This window comes from Haloarcula sp. CBA1127 (genome assembly GCF_001485575.1).
Lineage (GTDB): Archaea > Halobacteriota > Halobacteria > Halobacteriales > Haloarculaceae > Haloarcula.
Genome location: NZ_BCNB01000001.1, coordinates 75,334 through 91,768, shown reverse-complemented (window position 1 = coordinate 91,768; position 16,435 = coordinate 75,334). Strand labels below are relative to the sequence as shown.

Annotated in this window: 16 protein-coding genes and 1 pseudogene; 11 read left to right on the top strand and 6 right to left on the bottom strand. The window is 55.1% G+C overall.

What is annotated here, in order from left to right; translation table 11 throughout:
* Nucleotides 1–239 precede the first annotated feature (239 nt).
* A pseudogene (locus AV059_RS00425) lies at nt 240–820 on the bottom strand (transposase); the annotation flags it as partial.
* A gap of 66 nt (nt 821–886) precedes the next feature.
* Between AV059_RS00425 and AV059_RS00420 the strand changes: the two are divergent.
* The 4 genes from AV059_RS00420 to AV059_RS00405 all read left to right on the top strand — a co-directional run bounded on the left by AV059_RS00420 (nt 887) and on the right by AV059_RS00405 (nt 4,520).
* On the top strand, nt 887–1,522 hold the full coding sequence (locus AV059_RS00420; RefSeq protein ID WP_058991388.1) for an IS6 family transposase: 636 nt from the start codon (nt 887–889) through the stop codon (nt 1,520–1,522).
* Nucleotides 1,523–1,769: 247 nt separating this feature from the next.
* Complete coding sequence (locus tag AV059_RS00415; RefSeq protein WP_058991387.1) at nt 1,770–2,132, top strand: hypothetical protein; 363 nt, start codon at nt 1,770–1,772, stop codon at nt 2,130–2,132.
* Between the two features lie 1,420 nt (nt 2,133–3,552).
* Nucleotides 3,553–4,191 (top strand): helix-turn-helix domain-containing protein, encoded by a 639-nt coding sequence (locus tag AV059_RS00410; RefSeq protein ID WP_058991386.1) that lies wholly within the window; start codon nt 3,553–3,555, stop codon nt 4,189–4,191.
* Nucleotides 4,192–4,301: 110 nt separating this feature from the next.
* Nucleotides 4,302–4,520, top strand: a complete 219-nt coding sequence (locus tag AV059_RS00405) for a hypothetical protein (RefSeq protein ID WP_058991385.1) — start codon at nt 4,302–4,304, stop codon at nt 4,518–4,520.
* A 256-nt stretch (nt 4,521–4,776) separates the two neighbouring features.
* Here AV059_RS00405 and AV059_RS00400 read toward each other — a convergent pair whose 3' ends face one another.
* From AV059_RS00400 to AV059_RS00390, 3 genes are all read right to left on the bottom strand, one after another.
* Nucleotides 4,777–5,523, bottom strand: coding sequence for a GNAT family N-acetyltransferase (locus tag AV059_RS00400; RefSeq protein WP_058991384.1), 747 nt, complete (start codon nt 5,521–5,523; stop codon nt 4,777–4,779).
* Between the two features lie 434 nt (nt 5,524–5,957).
* Nucleotides 5,958–6,359, bottom strand: a complete 402-nt coding sequence (locus AV059_RS00395; RefSeq protein ID WP_058991383.1) for a hypothetical protein — start codon at nt 6,357–6,359, stop codon at nt 5,958–5,960.
* Nucleotides 6,360–7,229 carry a ParA family protein gene (locus tag AV059_RS00390; protein WP_058991382.1) on the bottom strand — a complete coding sequence of 290 codons (870 nt, stop codon included), beginning with the start codon at nt 7,227–7,229 and terminating at the stop codon, nt 6,360–6,362. It abuts the gene before it with no gap.
* A gap of 267 nt (nt 7,230–7,496) precedes the next feature.
* On the opposite strand from AV059_RS00390, the gene xseA reads away from it, so the two are divergent.
* Together xseA and xseB are read left to right on the top strand one after the other, a co-directional pair.
* Nucleotides 7,497–8,699 carry an exodeoxyribonuclease VII large subunit gene (gene xseA / locus AV059_RS00385; protein ID WP_058991381.1) on the top strand — a complete coding sequence of 401 codons (1,203 nt, stop codon included), beginning with the start codon at nt 7,497–7,499 and terminating at the stop codon, nt 8,697–8,699.
* Nucleotides 8,696–8,872, top strand: coding sequence for an exodeoxyribonuclease VII small subunit (gene xseB / locus AV059_RS00380; protein ID WP_058991380.1), 177 nt, complete (start codon nt 8,696–8,698; stop codon nt 8,870–8,872). Before xseA ends, xseB begins: the two co-directional genes overlap by 4 nt.
* Before the next feature lie 86 nt (nt 8,873–8,958).
* Here the strand turns inward: xseB and AV059_RS00375 are convergent, their stop codons facing one another.
* Nucleotides 8,959–9,954: an HNH endonuclease gene (locus AV059_RS00375; protein WP_079990682.1), complete on the bottom strand. Its 996-nt coding sequence runs from the start codon at nt 9,952–9,954 to the stop codon at nt 8,959–8,961.
* A 410-nt stretch (nt 9,955–10,364) separates the two neighbouring features.
* Here AV059_RS00375 and AV059_RS23095 point away from each other — a divergent pair, with 410 nt between their 5' ends.
* Both AV059_RS23095 and AV059_RS00365 read left to right on the top strand, forming a co-directional pair.
* Complete coding sequence (locus AV059_RS23095; protein ID WP_369815281.1) at nt 10,365–11,579, top strand: PQQ-binding-like beta-propeller repeat protein; 1,215 nt, start codon at nt 10,365–10,367, stop codon at nt 11,577–11,579.
* A complete protein-coding gene (locus tag AV059_RS00365) occupies nt 11,579–12,433 on the top strand; it encodes a hypothetical protein (RefSeq protein ID WP_228841666.1) in 855 nt (284 codons plus the stop codon). Before AV059_RS23095 ends, AV059_RS00365 begins: the two co-directional genes overlap by 1 nt.
* Nucleotides 12,434–12,479: 46 nt before the next feature.
* Here AV059_RS00365 and AV059_RS00360 read toward each other — a convergent pair whose 3' ends face one another.
* Entirely contained in the window at nt 12,480–12,977 is a 498-nt protein-coding gene (locus tag AV059_RS00360; RefSeq protein WP_058991378.1) for a hypothetical protein, read from the bottom strand.
* A 265-nt stretch (nt 12,978–13,242) separates the two neighbouring features.
* Between AV059_RS00360 and AV059_RS00355 the strand changes: the two genes are divergently transcribed.
* The 3 genes from AV059_RS00355 (at nt 13,243) to AV059_RS00345 (ending at nt 16,403) form a co-directional block, all read left to right on the top strand.
* Entirely contained in the window at nt 13,243–13,650 is a 408-nt protein-coding gene (locus tag AV059_RS00355) for a hypothetical protein (protein ID WP_058991377.1), read from the top strand.
* A 1,412-nt stretch (nt 13,651–15,062) separates the two neighbouring features.
* Nucleotides 15,063–15,860: a hypothetical protein gene (locus AV059_RS00350; protein ID WP_058991376.1), complete on the top strand. Its 798-nt coding sequence runs from the start codon at nt 15,063–15,065 to the stop codon at nt 15,858–15,860.
* 90 nt (nt 15,861–15,950) lie between these two features.
* On the top strand, nt 15,951–16,403 hold the full coding sequence (locus AV059_RS00345; protein WP_058991375.1) for a helix-turn-helix domain-containing protein: 453 nt from the start codon (nt 15,951–15,953) through the stop codon (nt 16,401–16,403).
* Nucleotides 16,404–16,435 lie beyond the last annotated feature (32 nt).

Sequence of the window (16,435 nt, the reverse complement as noted above, 5' to 3'; positions counted from 1 at the left end):
ATATACTGGTGTTTATAAAGTGTATATCGCTATACCGAATTTTCGTGTTTGGAAGTTGAGACTACAGCGGGTTTAGCGGGGCTGTAATGCGTGTATTTGGACGAATCGTCGAGCGGAAACCGCTCCAGAATATCTCTCAATCACTCGTTTGTATTGTAATACTGACCATATCGCCGAATTCCAGAGACTGTCAATAGTGTAGCCACTCGACACCGTGCTACCTCAGGATCGGCTAATCCTTACCCGATTCCTGTCTCCTTTTTCAGCAGCGTCAGCGTATTATCTGCCGTCACCATCGGCGAGTGTTCGTACTCGCCAGTCAGTTCGACCTGCACGAGCAGATCCACCGCACGCCAGATCGAGTATAGGAGGCACGCAAACGCGAAATAGAAGAACCGGAGGCCAAAGTCCTTCGAGGTCGTCGCGGCCATGAATCGCTTGATCGATTTGTAGCCACTTTCAATCTCCCAGCGATACCCGTACTCGGTAAGGAATCCACTGCCGCGGTTAGACATGAATACCGAGTACTGCCGGTGATCATCATACTCAGAGTCTCTTTTCTGTCGGTAGATCAGCGTCGTCTCGTGCCATTTGTTCTTTCCGAGATGGAGCTTCCTGTCGGTCTCATACCGATTCTGGCCTCGCTGCAAGAGTCGCTTTGCCTGGGCTTTCTCGCTGGTCTGCATCCGTTTCGGGACGACGTACGACAACCCCGCTGGCTAAGCATCTCTAGAATATGGTGGCTGGCCAACTCCCGGTCCATCAGCACATTATCGATGTGGACCACTTCCTTGACAATCCTCTTGCAAGTCTTAGCTTTCGGCACGACAGTGTGGTCGTGTTTAGTTAAGCGTGAAAAGTGAGGCGAGAGTGATTTCAGCTGTCCATGGCAGAAATCACACGCCTCAGTGGATGTAGAGACTGGATTGATTTGGATTTTGTGGAGCGCGAGCGGACACCCGAGCCAGCGATGGCGTTGGGTATTCAATCGCACGTTGCGGGGCTCTCGCTATCGAATACCGTCGAATTACTCGATTCGCTGGGTGTCCAACGCAGTCGTAAAGCCGTCCACGATTGGGTTCAAAAAGCCGATCTACAGCCCGACTCTGGGAAATCTCCGAATCAGATTGCGCTCGACGAAACAGTGATTCGGATCAACGATCAGCAATTCTGGCTGTACGCCGCCGCCGATCCGCAGTCGAATGAACTGCTTCACGTCCGGCTGTTTGCGACGACTACGACCACTCTCACGGAAATTTTCCTGCGAGAACTTCGGCACAAACACAATGTCGAAACTGCCGTCTTTCTCGTCGATGGCGCTCAACACCTCCAAACCGCACTTCAACGAGCTGGACTCCGATTTCGGATGTGTCGCCACGGAAATCGGAACGCTATCGAACGGATTTTTCGAGAACTGAAGCGTCGAACCTCGTCGTTTTCACACTGCTTCAGCCACGTCGAACCGGAAACAGCCGAAAATTGGCTCCAAAGCTTCGCTCGCTGGCACAATGCTCCAAACTAAACACTACCATTAAATTAGGGAGTCCGGGTAGATCACTCGGTCGTGTATTCTCCTGCTCGCTGAACAGCACGGCCGCCACGAGAGTTCTGGGTAGATGCCACAGAAATAGTGCCGGCGTCCGTTTGTCGTGTGAAACGGTGGCCCTCGACTCCCAACTGTGAGATGACTACAGGATTACTCTGTTCGTAATTTCGCCAGAAACTGTAAAACCCACAACACCTATCCGACTGGTCGCTGAAGGGTGTGTATGGCAAACGACCAGTCCAGCAGCGATGGGACAGCTGACTCGCGGGAGTTGGGCGTCGACTTCGGCAGCCTCAAGGACGAACTAGCGTCGGAAACGTATCCACTCGAGCGGGAGACGCTGCTCTCGAAGTACGGAGGCTACGAAATAGAGACTAACAGGGAGTCACAGACGCTACAGTCGATACTTGGAGGGCAAGAGATGGAGACTGACAGTCACGAGTACGAATCAGCGGACGCAGTTCACCAAGCCGTACTCAACATGATCGGATCGGAAGCGATTGAGCGGGAGGAATATTCTGACCGAGGTGGGTCGAACAGGGATCAGGGCGACGAAGCAGAAAGCCAGAACGAACAATCTCTCTGAGGCACGAAACCGTGGTGGGCTCTCCGGGCTCCATAGACACGTTCACTGCTCGTGAAGAGTACAGTGTGGACGAGACCACGGTAGTAGAAGACGTGAATAGCACACAACTCCCGTAGCGGGGATATTGAGCCTGTTTGTCGAACAGAGACGTGCGTACATCAATCTCTATCTGATGGTATCAGACTCAGTGATTTCGAAGTCTGGTGACGACTATACGCGAGACAGTCCGCTTCGGAACTGACATCGACGGATTCCCGCTCAAAGCACCATCTGATCGCTGCCACGCTCAGTAGAGCCGTCGGGTGACGAAGATGAAGATTCCGAGGAAAAGGAGACCAATGCCCCATAAATCGACGGATACGGGAGATACGCAAGCAAGAGCGTTACCATACCGGAAGTGATGAGCGACCACCCGACTGTCGTTTGAATCGCCATATCACCCAAACCGTAGTGACCAATATGATTAGTCGCCCGTTTCGGTCAGTAGGAACACCTACTGAGCAGTCGTTGCAAGCGATATTGTGTCTGAAGCGGAGGATTTCGAGAGTGATCTGTTCCGGATAGCTGAAGCGGTTCTGAAAACGTGCTCTCGCCACGCTCCTGACACACGGCGATACATGTCCACGATGGGCATACCATGAGCCTCGACACCATGCTGAGCATATCAGTCAAAATGTGAACGGCCACAATGGCAACAGATCAATCTATAGTAGCTCCGTCGACGTTATGTGAACGGGACATCCGTCCCTTACAGGGTCGCTGATTCGTGCAGCCTTGAGAACTTATATGATTGATATTCCCGCTTATTAAGGTATTAATTTGCTGATTTGCCGTGCGATATTATTATATGTAACTCTTTCAGAGACGTGGTATATATCAAGTTAAAAACGCTCAGCCGAAACAGTATCCGAAGCGAACGCATCCTGAAATGGGAACTTAACAATAGTACACCTGTTATGAAACCCGTACTGAATTTGACCGTAGAATATGTGTTGATTACTCAGACAACTTACTCCACAGAACTGAAGCGGCTCGCACTCTCGGCGTGAGTCCCAGGAAAAACCAGTGTCTAGCGCGTGAGAACAGACTAAAGCGTTGTAAGGCTCGCGACAGTGGCACTCCGATGGAGTTCAGCGCAGTTGCTGCAAAGAGCTGAGACTCTAGAAGCGCTGGAGTCCAAGGCCATGATAAACGGTTCTCCGGGATAGGTAACTAGAACGTAACCTACGGCTGAAACTGTGAGCTTTGAGTTGTCATGCGTGATGACAAAGGGAACACAGAGCGGTGACAGGCCTTCCATAGCAGGGACAGATCAGACGCTGATAGAGCTAGTAACCCCAGATTTCGCTGGCCAAGCCCAGGCATTCATAGCTTTGGTACCTTGTACTATTGAATGCGGAGAGCGATACCCACGTATCATATGGCCACGATGATGCGAGCCAGTGTTCCGACCGAGCAGTTCGCACTGTCCGGAACATTCCAGGCTGTACCCGAAGTGGAGTTCGACGCTGTCAGGTTTGCTACACATGGAACTGACCGGGTTGTTCCCCTGCTCTGGGCGACGAACGCCGACACTGATTCCGTAGGTACGGCGATTACCGAAGACGAGACGGTACGGAGCGCACAGGTCATCACCAGCCAGGATCAAAACACGTTGCTCCGAATGGACTGGACGGATCAGGTCCGGTTTCTCACCCGCGTACTGGTCGGAGAGCACGGGACTGTCGTCAGTGCTCGCGGGAGTACTGAGGGGTGGACGTTCCGTATCCTGTTTCCGGAACGAGACGCGGTTTCCTCGACATGTGACGCGTTCGAGGAGTACCATATCGACATCGAACGGATAACTGCGCTGAAAGACGCGCCGTCGATAGAGGGGTCCCAGCTCACTGACGGACAGTTCTCGATACTCAAAGCCGCAGTCGACGAAGGCTATTACGAGATCCCCCGCCGAACAAACCTACAGGAGCTGGCATCGGACCTCGGGGTCTCACATCAGGCCCTCTCCGAACAGGCACGTCGTGGGCACCGCGCCCTCATTGAGTCAGTCATCATGCCGTGACAGTAAGAATGTACGGCACCAAAACCACAAGTGGCCTCGAAGTCGACAGGCACGACGGCCTACACATATAGGCCGGAGATGTATCCACTGCCAGAATGAACTAATTCATAATGAGCACTATCGTCGAAGCGACTGTCCCTGCAAACCAGTTCGCTCTCGGGCAGACGTTCGTCCGAGAGCCGAGCGCGGAGTTTCGCACTGTCAGCCTCGTGGCAGACGGACCTGGCCGCGTCATGCCGTTTCTGTGGGCCGACCACAACGAAACAGACCGGCTGACCGAAGTCATCGAATCTCACTGTCAGTATAACGGCTCTCGATCAGCTTTGTAACTCCGAAGTCTCTCCATGGTGGTTTACTTCTCGGTACAGAGGTGCCGGGAAGCAACCTTGAATGTCGCCATTCATAGCGGAGCCGCCGTACTGACGTGGACCGCTGCGTCCACATCTCCCGAAAAAGCGGTATCGAGACACATTGTGGTCACCGGCTGGGCCCTGCTTCGATATCAGGAATCCAGGGGTGCAGTAACGTCGGACAGCCCGCTGCCGTGCTCACCGGCCTCGGACTCGGGTATCTATCTGCGCTCTCTCACAGATACGAGTCGTCCCACTCATCGGCGAGATGGAGGTTGCCACACTCGCTGCATTCGAGGCGGTCGAGCCCATCGCCTGCTATGTCAGTACTGCCACAGTTTGAGCAGAAGTATCCGTACTGTTCTGTGCGGTCCTCACCCATATAGGTGGAAAAGAACGGAGCCTCTCGACCGGGGACGGTCTCGTCCCGTTCGATGGGATGGTCGGTCCCATCAATTGTGACGGACTCGGGAACTGGAACGGAGGGTTCGTTTGCGTCTTCCGTCCCTTCTCCCTCAGTAAATACCGCTACTGCGAACTCCTCGTTACCGAACGTCACGTCCGCATTGTCGTCGCTCTCGAGGCCGAAGTCTTCGAGGAATTCGCCACCCTCGACAGCGTCTTCGAGAATTCTCGCGACGAGCGGTGTCCCGTCGTCTTCTCGGACACTCTCCAGCAGCGCGGTGGCGATCCCCTCGCCACGCGCCTCGGGATCGACGTGGAGCCAGCGAATCGTTCTCTCAGTTCCTCCTGCCACATCAATGAACCCCTGCACTTGCTCGGTGTCGCCGGCTGTGTGTTCGGCGACTAGCACCGTTGTGTCAGAGTCGGCAAGCCGCTCAGCCAGTGTCTCGTCATCGAATTCATTTTCGACTATCGTCTCAATCTGCTGCGGACTGAGAGCGTACGAGGTTCGGAACGAATCCCGAGCGAGCGTCTCGACTCGCTGACGGTCTTCGGAGTCAGCAGGACGGATCTCCATACACACCGTTCTCGGCGGACGGTAATAAGTCACCGCACTGAACTATAAACGTCGAGGCTCGTATGCCACGGTAACGCGTCGTTCAGACGTTACCGGCTTTCCCGTCGCAGCTCACAGAAGGACCTATTTTGATAGAGCCGGCAGTACGCTGGAAGCGACAGGGGGGACGCGAAGTAAGTTTCAGGACCGTTTCGGTAGCGTTCGAAACGGGAGACATCATATCCCTAACTTCCGGCATCTGACAGGCCTCTCAGGGATTGCTCTGTCGCTTCGAGAGTGCCATCTGGGACGTCCTCCTCGTGGTTCGCGTCCCGATCCACGCACCCAGGGTGATCCCGTACAGAACGTGTCCGACATGAAACGCGAACCAGTCGTCAGGTCAATATCCAGCAGCGCTTTATGCGAGCAGCGTATTCGATAGTGTCTGGTATCGTTTACTTGAGATGCTCGTAACCCCAACTTTCCAGTATTGACGCCACAGTGTCGGGATTTTCTGCTGCCAGTTCGACGAACGCCTCGCGCAGATCCGTTACCGAGATGTCCTTTGAGCGCATATCGAGTTCATCGGCCACATCGGCCCTCACTTGGTCCTCTAATTCGGCGTATTCGTCACGGAGGAACGCGACGTGTTCGTTATCTCGGTCTTCTTTGACCGTCTGTCGGCGAATGACGTACGGGATTTCGTCTGTACTCATGCTGTCGGTGCTATCGCTTTCGGATTCGGTCTGAGATTCAGCTGTCGTTTCTGGTGTTGGGTCCAGCGCCGGGTCGTCCTGCTCGTCGGTCGTATCTTCGGCGAACGGGTCCTCTCCGGGGCCTTCCTTCATGCCAGTCATTTACGCCACCTCCTCGATAGCGCCGGGTTCCGGTGGGTTCGGGGCTTCGATCCCGGCCTGCGCTTCGAGGTAGCGGGCCAATCGGTCGTACTGCGCCAGCGTTTCGAGTTCGTAGTCACGTCGACGGTTGCGGTGATCCCGGACATACGTGAACGCTGAGCACTGCTGTGCCCACGACCCTTCCATCAGCGAAGTACGGTCGCCGAAGATCTCTGGCGTCGAGTACGGGATCTCGCTAAGGATGCGCTTCTGGTCGTTTGTCCCCTTCACGCCGACTGGGACGGCGGCAAGGACGCCCACGTCGATTTCAAGCGTGTCTTCAAGCCCGGAGACGAGCTGTTCTAACCCCTCAACAGCGGCTTGACCTTTCGCACTCGGTTCAACTGGGATAACCAACGACCGTGTCGCGTTGATAGCGTTGTGTAGGTGTGGGCCTTCCGTCGCCGGCGGGTCACAAATCAGCACATCGTACTCGTTACGAACGCCAGCATCGGCAAGCGTGCTGAGTAACGCGGCGTGAATATTGAACGCGTCCCCGACAGCGGCGGCTTGATCCTGTTCGCGGCGGAGCCAGTCCCCGAGATCGGCGAGTTGGTTGTGTTCAGCGATGACGTCGACGCCGTGTTCAGCGGTGACGATGAGGTCCTCAAAGTCACCTTTGGGACGGTTGATCATATGCCGGGCGAGATGGTCGACGTCCTTCGAGCGGTCCTTGTCGACGCCAAACAGCCGTGAGAGGTTTCCCTCTTGCGGATCTAGTGGGACGACCAGTGGTTTGAGACCGGCGCGGGCGTGTGCAACGGCGAGGTTCGCGGCGGTCGTCGTCTTGCCGACGCCGCCTGCCTCGCTGTAGGTGCTGTATGAGAGCATAGCTGGTTGTTATAGCCCCCAGTTGAAATAACCTATCGATTGGATTCTCTGTTTCAATCAACTGTTTCAACCAATCGATTCAACCAGTTAGTTCAATCAATTGGTTCAATGAGATGGTTCAACCAATCGATTCAGTCAGCTGATTCAAACGACAATACAAATCGACAAAATGCGGTTAGGGCACATCGCTGGCCGCGTCTGGTCATCCGGATCGGTCACAAGATAGTACCATGGCTTAAGTACACAACCGCATTACAGAGGAGTCGAATGGGTTCGGAGCCGACGCACACGTCGCTGGAGACTCTGCAGGAAGCCCTCCAAACAGAGCGAATCACCTACGTCGATACGTTGAACGAGGATATCGGCGCAGTCGTCGAGGGCGCAGACCAGCTCGCCTTCGATTACGTCGTCGGTGATATCTCCGACTATGGTGTGTCCTCGAACGACCACGTCCACCTCGATCTGGTCCACAGTGGTTCGACGATCCACTGCGTGCTCTTTGGGTACAAACGATCGACCATCGACACCACAATCGAGGATGGGATGCAAGCAGCTGTCAAAGGCTCGCTCTCGTATTACGAAGACGGAGGCAACGTGTCCGTCATCGTCGAAGACATCGTGGAGGTCGGTGAGGGTACGTACCAGCAAATCTACGAGCAAAACAGGGAACTGCTGGACTCGGATGGATTGCTCGATCCGGAGCACAAGCAAGCCCTGCCGGACTTCCCAGAACGGATCGGGATCGCCACCAGTTCGACAAGCGATGCCCGGATGGATGCGGTCACCAGCGTTCACGAGCGGTATCCCGACGTAGATATCGTCATCCAGAACACGAGCGTCCAGGGCGACGATGCGATGATGTCAATCATGGGTGCGATAAGTAAACTCGATGACGATCCCCTGATCGACGTTATCGTGCTTACCCGTGGTGGCGGGTCCGACAAGCATCTCCGGGTGTTCAACGAAACGCCGCTCTGCCGTGTTATCCACAAAACCGAGACGCCAATCGTAGTTGGGGTCGGACACGAGAACGACCGCACACTGGCCGATGAAGTGGCCGACAAACGGGTAATGACACCGACCGAGGTGGGTAACATCGTTCCGGAGCGGACAACACTAGACGCGGAACTAGAAACGCTCGAAGAGCGTCTCAACACAGCCTACACAGAGACCGTCGAGACAACACTGGAGACGATGGATGACCGACTCACCCAAGCCTACAGACGGACAGTCGAATCGGACCTGTCCTCGTTCGAAGTCGAGCTTGACCGCACATACGACACGCACGTTCGCGATGCACTGACCGATCTTGAGAACCAGCTAGAGCAAGCACGAACCCAGTACGATCAGCAGCGGGAACGAAAACAGGAGGCTGCAGCCCATCGCCGCCAGCGTCGACGGCTACTGCTCGTCCTGCTCGCTCTGGGCCTGCTTGTTGTGGCTCTACTCCTGTACATCTTAGTACTATGAAAGACGAGACAATCGCCGACAAGACCGACCGGCTCGAACGGATTATCGAACAGCTCGAAAACGGAGACGTCTCGCTGGAACGGGCGAATGAACTCCATGCCGAGGGAACGGAACTGATCGCCGAACTCGAATCGGAACTAGCTGTTGGGGATGGCGAGGTTATCGACCGCTGAAGTCCGGTTGAAACTGTTTTGTGCTGTGGTAACTTCTCCCGCGTAACCGTCCGAGAAGTACACTTCAGGCACAGTCTTCGCTGCGATTAATTCGTCACCCAACCAAGTGAGTCATTGTGCTGCCGGAGATACGTTGGTGCGACGTTGCCGTCCAGCTGGGGGACTGACTCACCAGCTCGGTCGACGATTGTCTGTCTCAGCAGGTCACTGTCGGTCTCGAAGTCGGGATTGACGTGCAACCGATAGTTGCGGTCGATAGTGAATAGTTCACGGTCGAAGGCCACATGGTGAATCTTGCTGAGTGGGAGGACATTGGTGGGATCCGCCCGGTGCTGTGGGTGGTCGCTCCAGGGCAGGACATGAGCAACATCCAACAGCCCGCGGTGGTCAACGCCGGATATCGGACAGGTCTCATCATACCGGACGAGTACTGTCTCCCGGAACTCCGGATCAACTGCACGGGCCTGAACCGCCGTTTCGTAGGTCGTTGCCGTCGGAGTATCTGTGGTAGGTGCGTCGGCCTGGGGGTTAGACCCAGCCCACTGCTCGACGGCGATCTCGACGAACTGGCGGCCCTCATCAGTGAGGGCGTACTGCTGGCCGTCCTTGTGGACGAGTCCGAGGCTTCGGAGCCAGTTTACTCGCTGTTTGGCCATGTCCGTATTGGCCGGGTCCCAGCCCAAGCTTGCATGCGTCTTGAGTTGCTGGTGCCCGATTTCTTCGATTGTCATCGGAGCAGGCACAAGTGAGTACAGCAGGCTCCGGAGGCCAACATTTCGGCGACACATGATCTGGAGAAGCGTTTCCGTCGTTTGCTCAGCGACGTAGGTGGTGCCCTCCGGCCCGAGTCGCCAGTGGTGGCCGTCTCGTTCGATAAAGCCGACATCTTCGAGATAGTCGATCCGGCGCTGTATCGAGTCCCGACTCGAAACTCGTTCAAAGTGCCCCCGGTGCCAGCCGATGAGTTCATCGGGAGTGGGCTGTTGGTCGTCGACGTACTCAAGGATTGCATTGAGTGTCTTGACGTAGTTCGTTGCGCCGCCGAACATCGGGACGATGCTCCGGAGCCGGTCAGGTGGCATCTCTGGCTGGTATTTTGGAGGTCAATACATGGTTTTTGGGACTACGCGGTCGGGTCAGTAGTGAATAGCTGGACCGGGATTGAGTTCACTCCGAGTTTTCAGCGTAATCCTTGATAACTGTACTAGAGGGCAGACTCAGCTGTAGCTCGAAAGTGCTTGTAGTACACCCACGGCAATCGTGGGAATCCTGTGTACGAACTGCCCCACACTTGGTGTACAACCAAGACAAAACCCTGTATCGAGAGTCCTGTGGAAACTATCTGGGGTATTCGGTCACCGTTTGCATCGACGCTTGGTATTCGAACAGATTTTAATTTACCAGAGAGCGCTTATTATCGAAACTCAGCCGCTTCTGAGTCCGGTGAAAAGACCGACAGCAATAATTTTGCTTGTGATAAAACAGCAAGTAGATGCCCTCCACACGACGTCGATTTCTTGGATTAGCCGCCTCAGGAATTATCGGTTCAGCTGGCTTCACATCTCTCGATACGCAGGAACGTATTGATAGTCAATCACCTTCCGACTGGCCGATGGGCCGATACGATCCTCCCGGAACCGGGTACAACCCCACAGTATCAGGTCCAAAAGACAATGTGGCTGTTGCGTGGACACACCAAGCCCCGGACTGGTTTCGGGGGAGTACCCAACCGATCCGCCGTGGGAAGACGCTATACGTCGGTGGCAACGGACTGCTTGCACTCGATACCGAGACTGGGAAGCGGCGGTTCAGTTTCCAGGGGCCGTATCACTCAACTCCAGCGATCGCCCCAGCGTCGATCTATCAGACGAAGACACTCGGTATAACCGGGCCAGCTGGGGTTTACGGGCTTAACGCCAGTGGCGGACGGGCACTCCCCTTCACAGATATGAGTGTCGGCGGCGAGCGATGGACAGGACCGCAATCGCCGACGCCCGGTTTCTTCGGGCCGGCCGAGTCAACAACTCCGGTCACTGCGAACGGGACGATATACACGGCACTACCTAGGACGAACTCAGTCGTAGCCCTGAACCCGAACAATGGGGAGATTTTGTGGCAACAGACCCATCACAGAGACGAGGCGATCAGTGGGACGTACAACAGACCCGCGGTGGACGACGGCATCGTGTTCGTCACCACATGGCCCCAACAGGCTACTGCGTATCGTGCTGATACTGGTGAGCAACAGTGGCACCGGGAACTCGAAGAGATGACAGTTCTGCCGCCAGTGGCGACAGACGAGGGCATCGTCATTCCGACGCGTGAGTCAGTTCAGTTGCGTGCCCGATCCGATGGTACGCTCCTGTGGGAACGCAATCTCGACGGGAATGTCACCGACAGCACGCCAGCAGTAGCCAACGGGACGATATTCGTTGCCGATGAGCGGGAGTCACTGCACGCGCTCTCGCTGGCAACCGGCGAGACACGGTGGACAGTTCCGTTCGACGGAAAAACGACGCCGGTTGTCGCTGACGGTTGCGTCTACGCGGTGGACTCACTCTGGGCACTGGAGGCGTTCGACGTCGCCACGGGTGAGAAGCAGTTCGAGTACCATCCTTCGGAAGTACCCCTCTCGCCACCGATAGTCGGAGATGGTATGCTGTATCTGGCAAATCGTGGCCGAGTTCTCGCACTGGAGGAAGCATAATGCCCGGGAACGAGGAGGCTGGAAGTGAGACGGTGTCTTCGCTTGGACACCCATCCCCGACGATTCGACTGTCTACCCTGGGCGTGCTCAAGTCTGCGCTCGGGCGCATTCGTCGCGACCCCGTGCTCGCTGTCCCATTCGCTTTCGTCGGTATGGTGGTTGCACTCGTCGACTGGCTTCGCCAGCACGATTCAGTTCCGATGGCACCAACCGACGCACTCAGTCAATCGGTCAGTGTCAACTATGCAGTGTTCCCACAGGGTACTGCACGAACGGTCCGACACGTTGGTGCGTTGGTCGACCTCGAAACACGGTATCTCCTCTGGGCTGTCGGGCTCGAAGTCCTCGTTCCACTCGCTGTCGGAATCGCCGGTTGGGTGACGATTACACGAGTCCTCGATACGCACTCTGGTCCCCGCGCGTTAAGCAGGTATCTTGTCGCACTGGCTGCCGTCGTCTCCATCCCGCAACTATTGGGCGGTTTCTCGGTGGATATCACTGGTTTCCTGTCCGGACTGATGCTATTGGCGGTGGCTCTGTTCGTCCTGACCCGTCTGTTCCTGCTCCCTGCGTTGCTAGTCACTGGCAGTGGCTTTGTGACGGCGCTCAGGCAGAGCTACCGTCGATCACGAGGGCGGGGCATGACCATCGCCGGCCTCATCATCGTCATTGGTCTCGCCTACTGGGGCCTCGCGACCGTACCGGTCGCCGGCGGCTTTCTGAGTACTGCCGTAGTGGCACCGATTCACGCTGTTGCGATCGGAACCGTCTTTTCGACTGGCTCTCGTGAGACAGCGTCGAGCCCAGCCGACCATATCGAATCGGGAGACGCACGCTCAGACGAGAGCCAGTAACGACGTTCGTGCGTGCTCTCTCTTGTGAATTGCCACCAGCACATCATCAGGCACAAATTGAGCCACCACTGATTCCGCCATCTTCCTCGAAGGTCAAACTGTGTTCCTGACCAGTTCGGGGACACGTCCGCACTCTGGTGTAGACGTGCGTCTCGTTATCGGTGCCCTTCTCGCCGAGGTACACCGTCACGTCCCCACGTGTCCACCCGTCAATCGTGGTCGTCACCGTCTCGCCGGGAGCGACGGTGATCTGTTGTGTGGGGACCCCATCGTCAGCGAGTGTGACGTTTCGATCCCCATCCGGCCAGACCAGTTGCGAGAGCGTCTTGAGCCTGTGTTCGCCATCTCTGGTCGTGACCTCGAAATTCATGTACATCGCCTGCTCGCTGCTTTCGACAGTGTACGCTGACAGTTGATACGCTGTCGTGTCGTTGTTTTCCACAGTCAGTGTGGGTTGGAAGGGTCCAGAGACGGTATCATACTGGACATAACCAATCACAAGCGCCGATCCGAGAAGGAGCGCAATCATTCGACGGGAAACCATCCGTAGGATTGTGTTCCAACAGGAAACAGAATATCATTCCGATTGTCTCATCCAAGTGTCACGGACAGAGTTAATAAATCGAGGCCGAATCAGCGATGCGGGGTGAAATTGCTGATGACGGACCAGGGGTTTCCGGAGAAAACGGACGTATTACCGCTGAGGAAGATACGGCCATCGAACGCAGCCGATCATATGCGTTCTGTCTGGTCCCGTAATGTCGGAATCCTCACATGGATTTAATATACTTCAGTGACAATTACGCAGTATGGTTGCTCAATCGACACAACGGCAAGATTCGTTTTTTACGCTCCCATCGCATCCAGTGGGATACCTCGCAATCGTAGCCACGCTTACCACTGCTGGCATCCACTTACTGCTCGGTCCACGTGTCATGGGATTCAGCCAGACATTAGGGACGCTGTTTATTCTGAATGGGCTTGGATTTCTTGGCGGGGCCCTCCTGTACAGTAGCCGATACTGGCGGCCCGAGCTGTACCTTGTCGCTGCGGGGTACGCCATTGTCACCATTCTCGCACTGTTTGCGTTCCAGGGTTTCAGCTTTGACGCGTTCTATATGCAGGGGAACCTGAATCCGCTGGCTGTCGGAGCGAAGGTAGCTGAGGCCATCCTCGCCCTCTGTGCCATCTACTTATACAGAACATCGGCTCCGTGAGAAGGCCACATTGATCGTCCGTAGACAACGACCGAGCCATCGCCTTCTACGAAAAGCTCGGGTTCGAAAGGACGCAGTATCACATGGTAGCTAGCGTAGACGACTGATATCATCCTACAAATGACAGAATAGAGTCAGCTGCGCTTGCTATCTATCAGGGTGTCATAGAACAGTTGGCATGGTTTTCTGAGACCGGTCGAGAAAGCTACTACTGCTGTTTCTGAATAGAAGCAATAATTTCTGCCTCTCAGACGCCGGTTTTCAGGCGCTACTGAGGTGTGTGAATCATTTTATCACACCCTGATCTATAGCTATCTGAAAGTAATATGTATCTCAATCCGCCCAGTCCTGACTGTTCCAATGACGTACCCAGCTGCTTGCCAGTGAACGATCCATGCAGCACTGACGGTGTCGATACTGAACAGTACCGGGCGACAGAGCACAGCGTCTCAGTTATCTAAACAGTCGCCACAACGGCTGGCCCCAGGTGGCGCTGGTGCATCGCACTCTACACAGGTATCGACAGCAATGGTCGCTGCCGAACCCGAGTTAGAGTCTTGTGTAAAACGTGCTCGGAGCCACTGAAGCATATCGATAACCATCGTTCTCTAACTATATGAAGTCATTTATGGATGATTTAATGAATAGGATAGTGCCAGCTGTACCACATCGACGCTAATAATAGCATCGCCGACGTATCGAGGGGAGGTCTCGAGGGAACGGGTACTGACATTCTTCGCCACGTTCTGATGACGTTCATTCGCGTCATGTTGAGGCACCTGCAGGTCTCTGTGAGCACTCACACCTGACCGGAGATGCCCAACAGTAACGGCAACGGTACCACACAATCGGACGAACACAAGACAACCTTGCCCGTTCGTTTGGAGGGAAATGGTGGGCTGCAATGGGCACCTTGCGTAGCGCCCACCATCTTGCTATGTCAGAGGCACGGCTGGGTTCTGGACCCGGGAAACCCAGTCAGACGACCAGCAGTCAGGGGAATGCGAAGCGGGGACCAGAACCCACCCGGATGTGACAGACGCCTCATAAATAGCCTTTGTGGAGCCACGATACCAAACACCATACCATTATCCCCCACGATAATAGCCAGATCTACCACGGTACCGATGTCTCCAGTGGCATACGCACTTGGACGTACAACAATACCCCGTAGCACCGCTATGTTCACCAGTAGAATGGTGGGTTGCCAGGGGTGGGAGAAACGGTATGCAACGCACCACCCGACAGCTACTGGGTTTCCACCGTCCCGCCACCAGAAGGTGGCCCGATGATTACCCGACCGAGTGTTGGCGAGATCGGTGCTCGTCGCCTGTACTGCCGTTCAAAATGCTCAAATCTGATTTTGATACTACGCTCGGCCTAATACGTGATGGCAGTAATTCGTGAACGCAATGGTGACAGTCTCCGCATTCAAAGATGGATCCGCTGCCCTCCGAGAAAACCCGATCCTGTTCGTCGCCGGCCTCCTCATCGGGGCCGTAAGTCAACTCCAGTACGTGGATAACCTGATCGAATCACCACTACTGTCAGCGGGTGTCTCTCTCGTATGGCTCATTGTGTTCCCGTTCGTTCTCGGTGGCTTCATCGGAACCGCACAGACCGCGCTCGAAGGAGTAGACGCGTCGCTCACCCAGTTTTTCGTTGAAGCGCGGACACATTACTTCCCACTTCTCCTCGCAACTGTGTTGTTCATACTTATCGTGTTCGGGACCGCTGTCGGACTCGGATTGATCGGGTTCATCCTCGGTATCGGCTCGATGGCGCTCGCCCCGATTAACGAGATGGCTGCCTTCATCGCCGGCGTCGGATCTATACTCATCTGGCTGCTGTCCATCCTCGTTGTCATCATGTTCGTACAGTTTTACGACACTGCGATTGTCATCGAGAACGAGAGTGTTACTGATGCGTTCCGAAAAAGTGTGAAACTCGTCCGTTCAAATCTCAGAAGCGTCGCTGGATTCTCGCTGGTGTGGAGTGTCCTGTTGAACGCTTTCTTCATCCCCGAATATCTCCTCCGGTTGACACTGACGGACGCTGGACCGGCTGACGTATTACCGATTGAGATCGGGATTCCGATGCCGATATTGCTCCTGCTCGGAATCGCTCTGTCTTCAGTCGGCTTCGCGTACTTTTATACGGTCTATACGGCCTATTACTTGCGATTAACTGCTGTCCCGGAATCAACATAAACACCTACCAACAATTACAAACGATAGTTTCGAACAGCAACCAACTGGAGCAGATCCCACGCTCTCGATCCACAGCAGCTACTCACACACATGGCACGACTTCTTCCAACACAAACTGACGCCGCCGTCGAACGAAGTGATAACCCCGCTATTTTGAGTCTCGATGACGACACAACACGAGAGGTAATCGAAGCGTTGTCCTCCGAGACTGCGTACGAGATTTTCCAACTGCTCAACGAAACGCCAGCGACACCGGCACGGATCGCTGAACAACTCGGCCAGAGCCTGCAGAACGTTCACTATCATTTGGAGAATCTCGAAGCGGCTGGCATAATCGAAGTGACTGACACCTGCTATTCGGAAAAAGGCCGCGAGATGAGTGTATACGTCGTATCTGAAGACCCGACACTTCTCTTCCTCGGCACTGAGGACGACCGCCCGAGTCTCAAACGAGCGTTCAAATCGTTCGCTTCGCTGCTCGGTCCCCCATCGATTTTACTTGCTATCGGCGAATCCATCTCACAGTTCATCACTGCCGAATGAGCGAACACACCGACCCCCCAGTCCGAAGCACT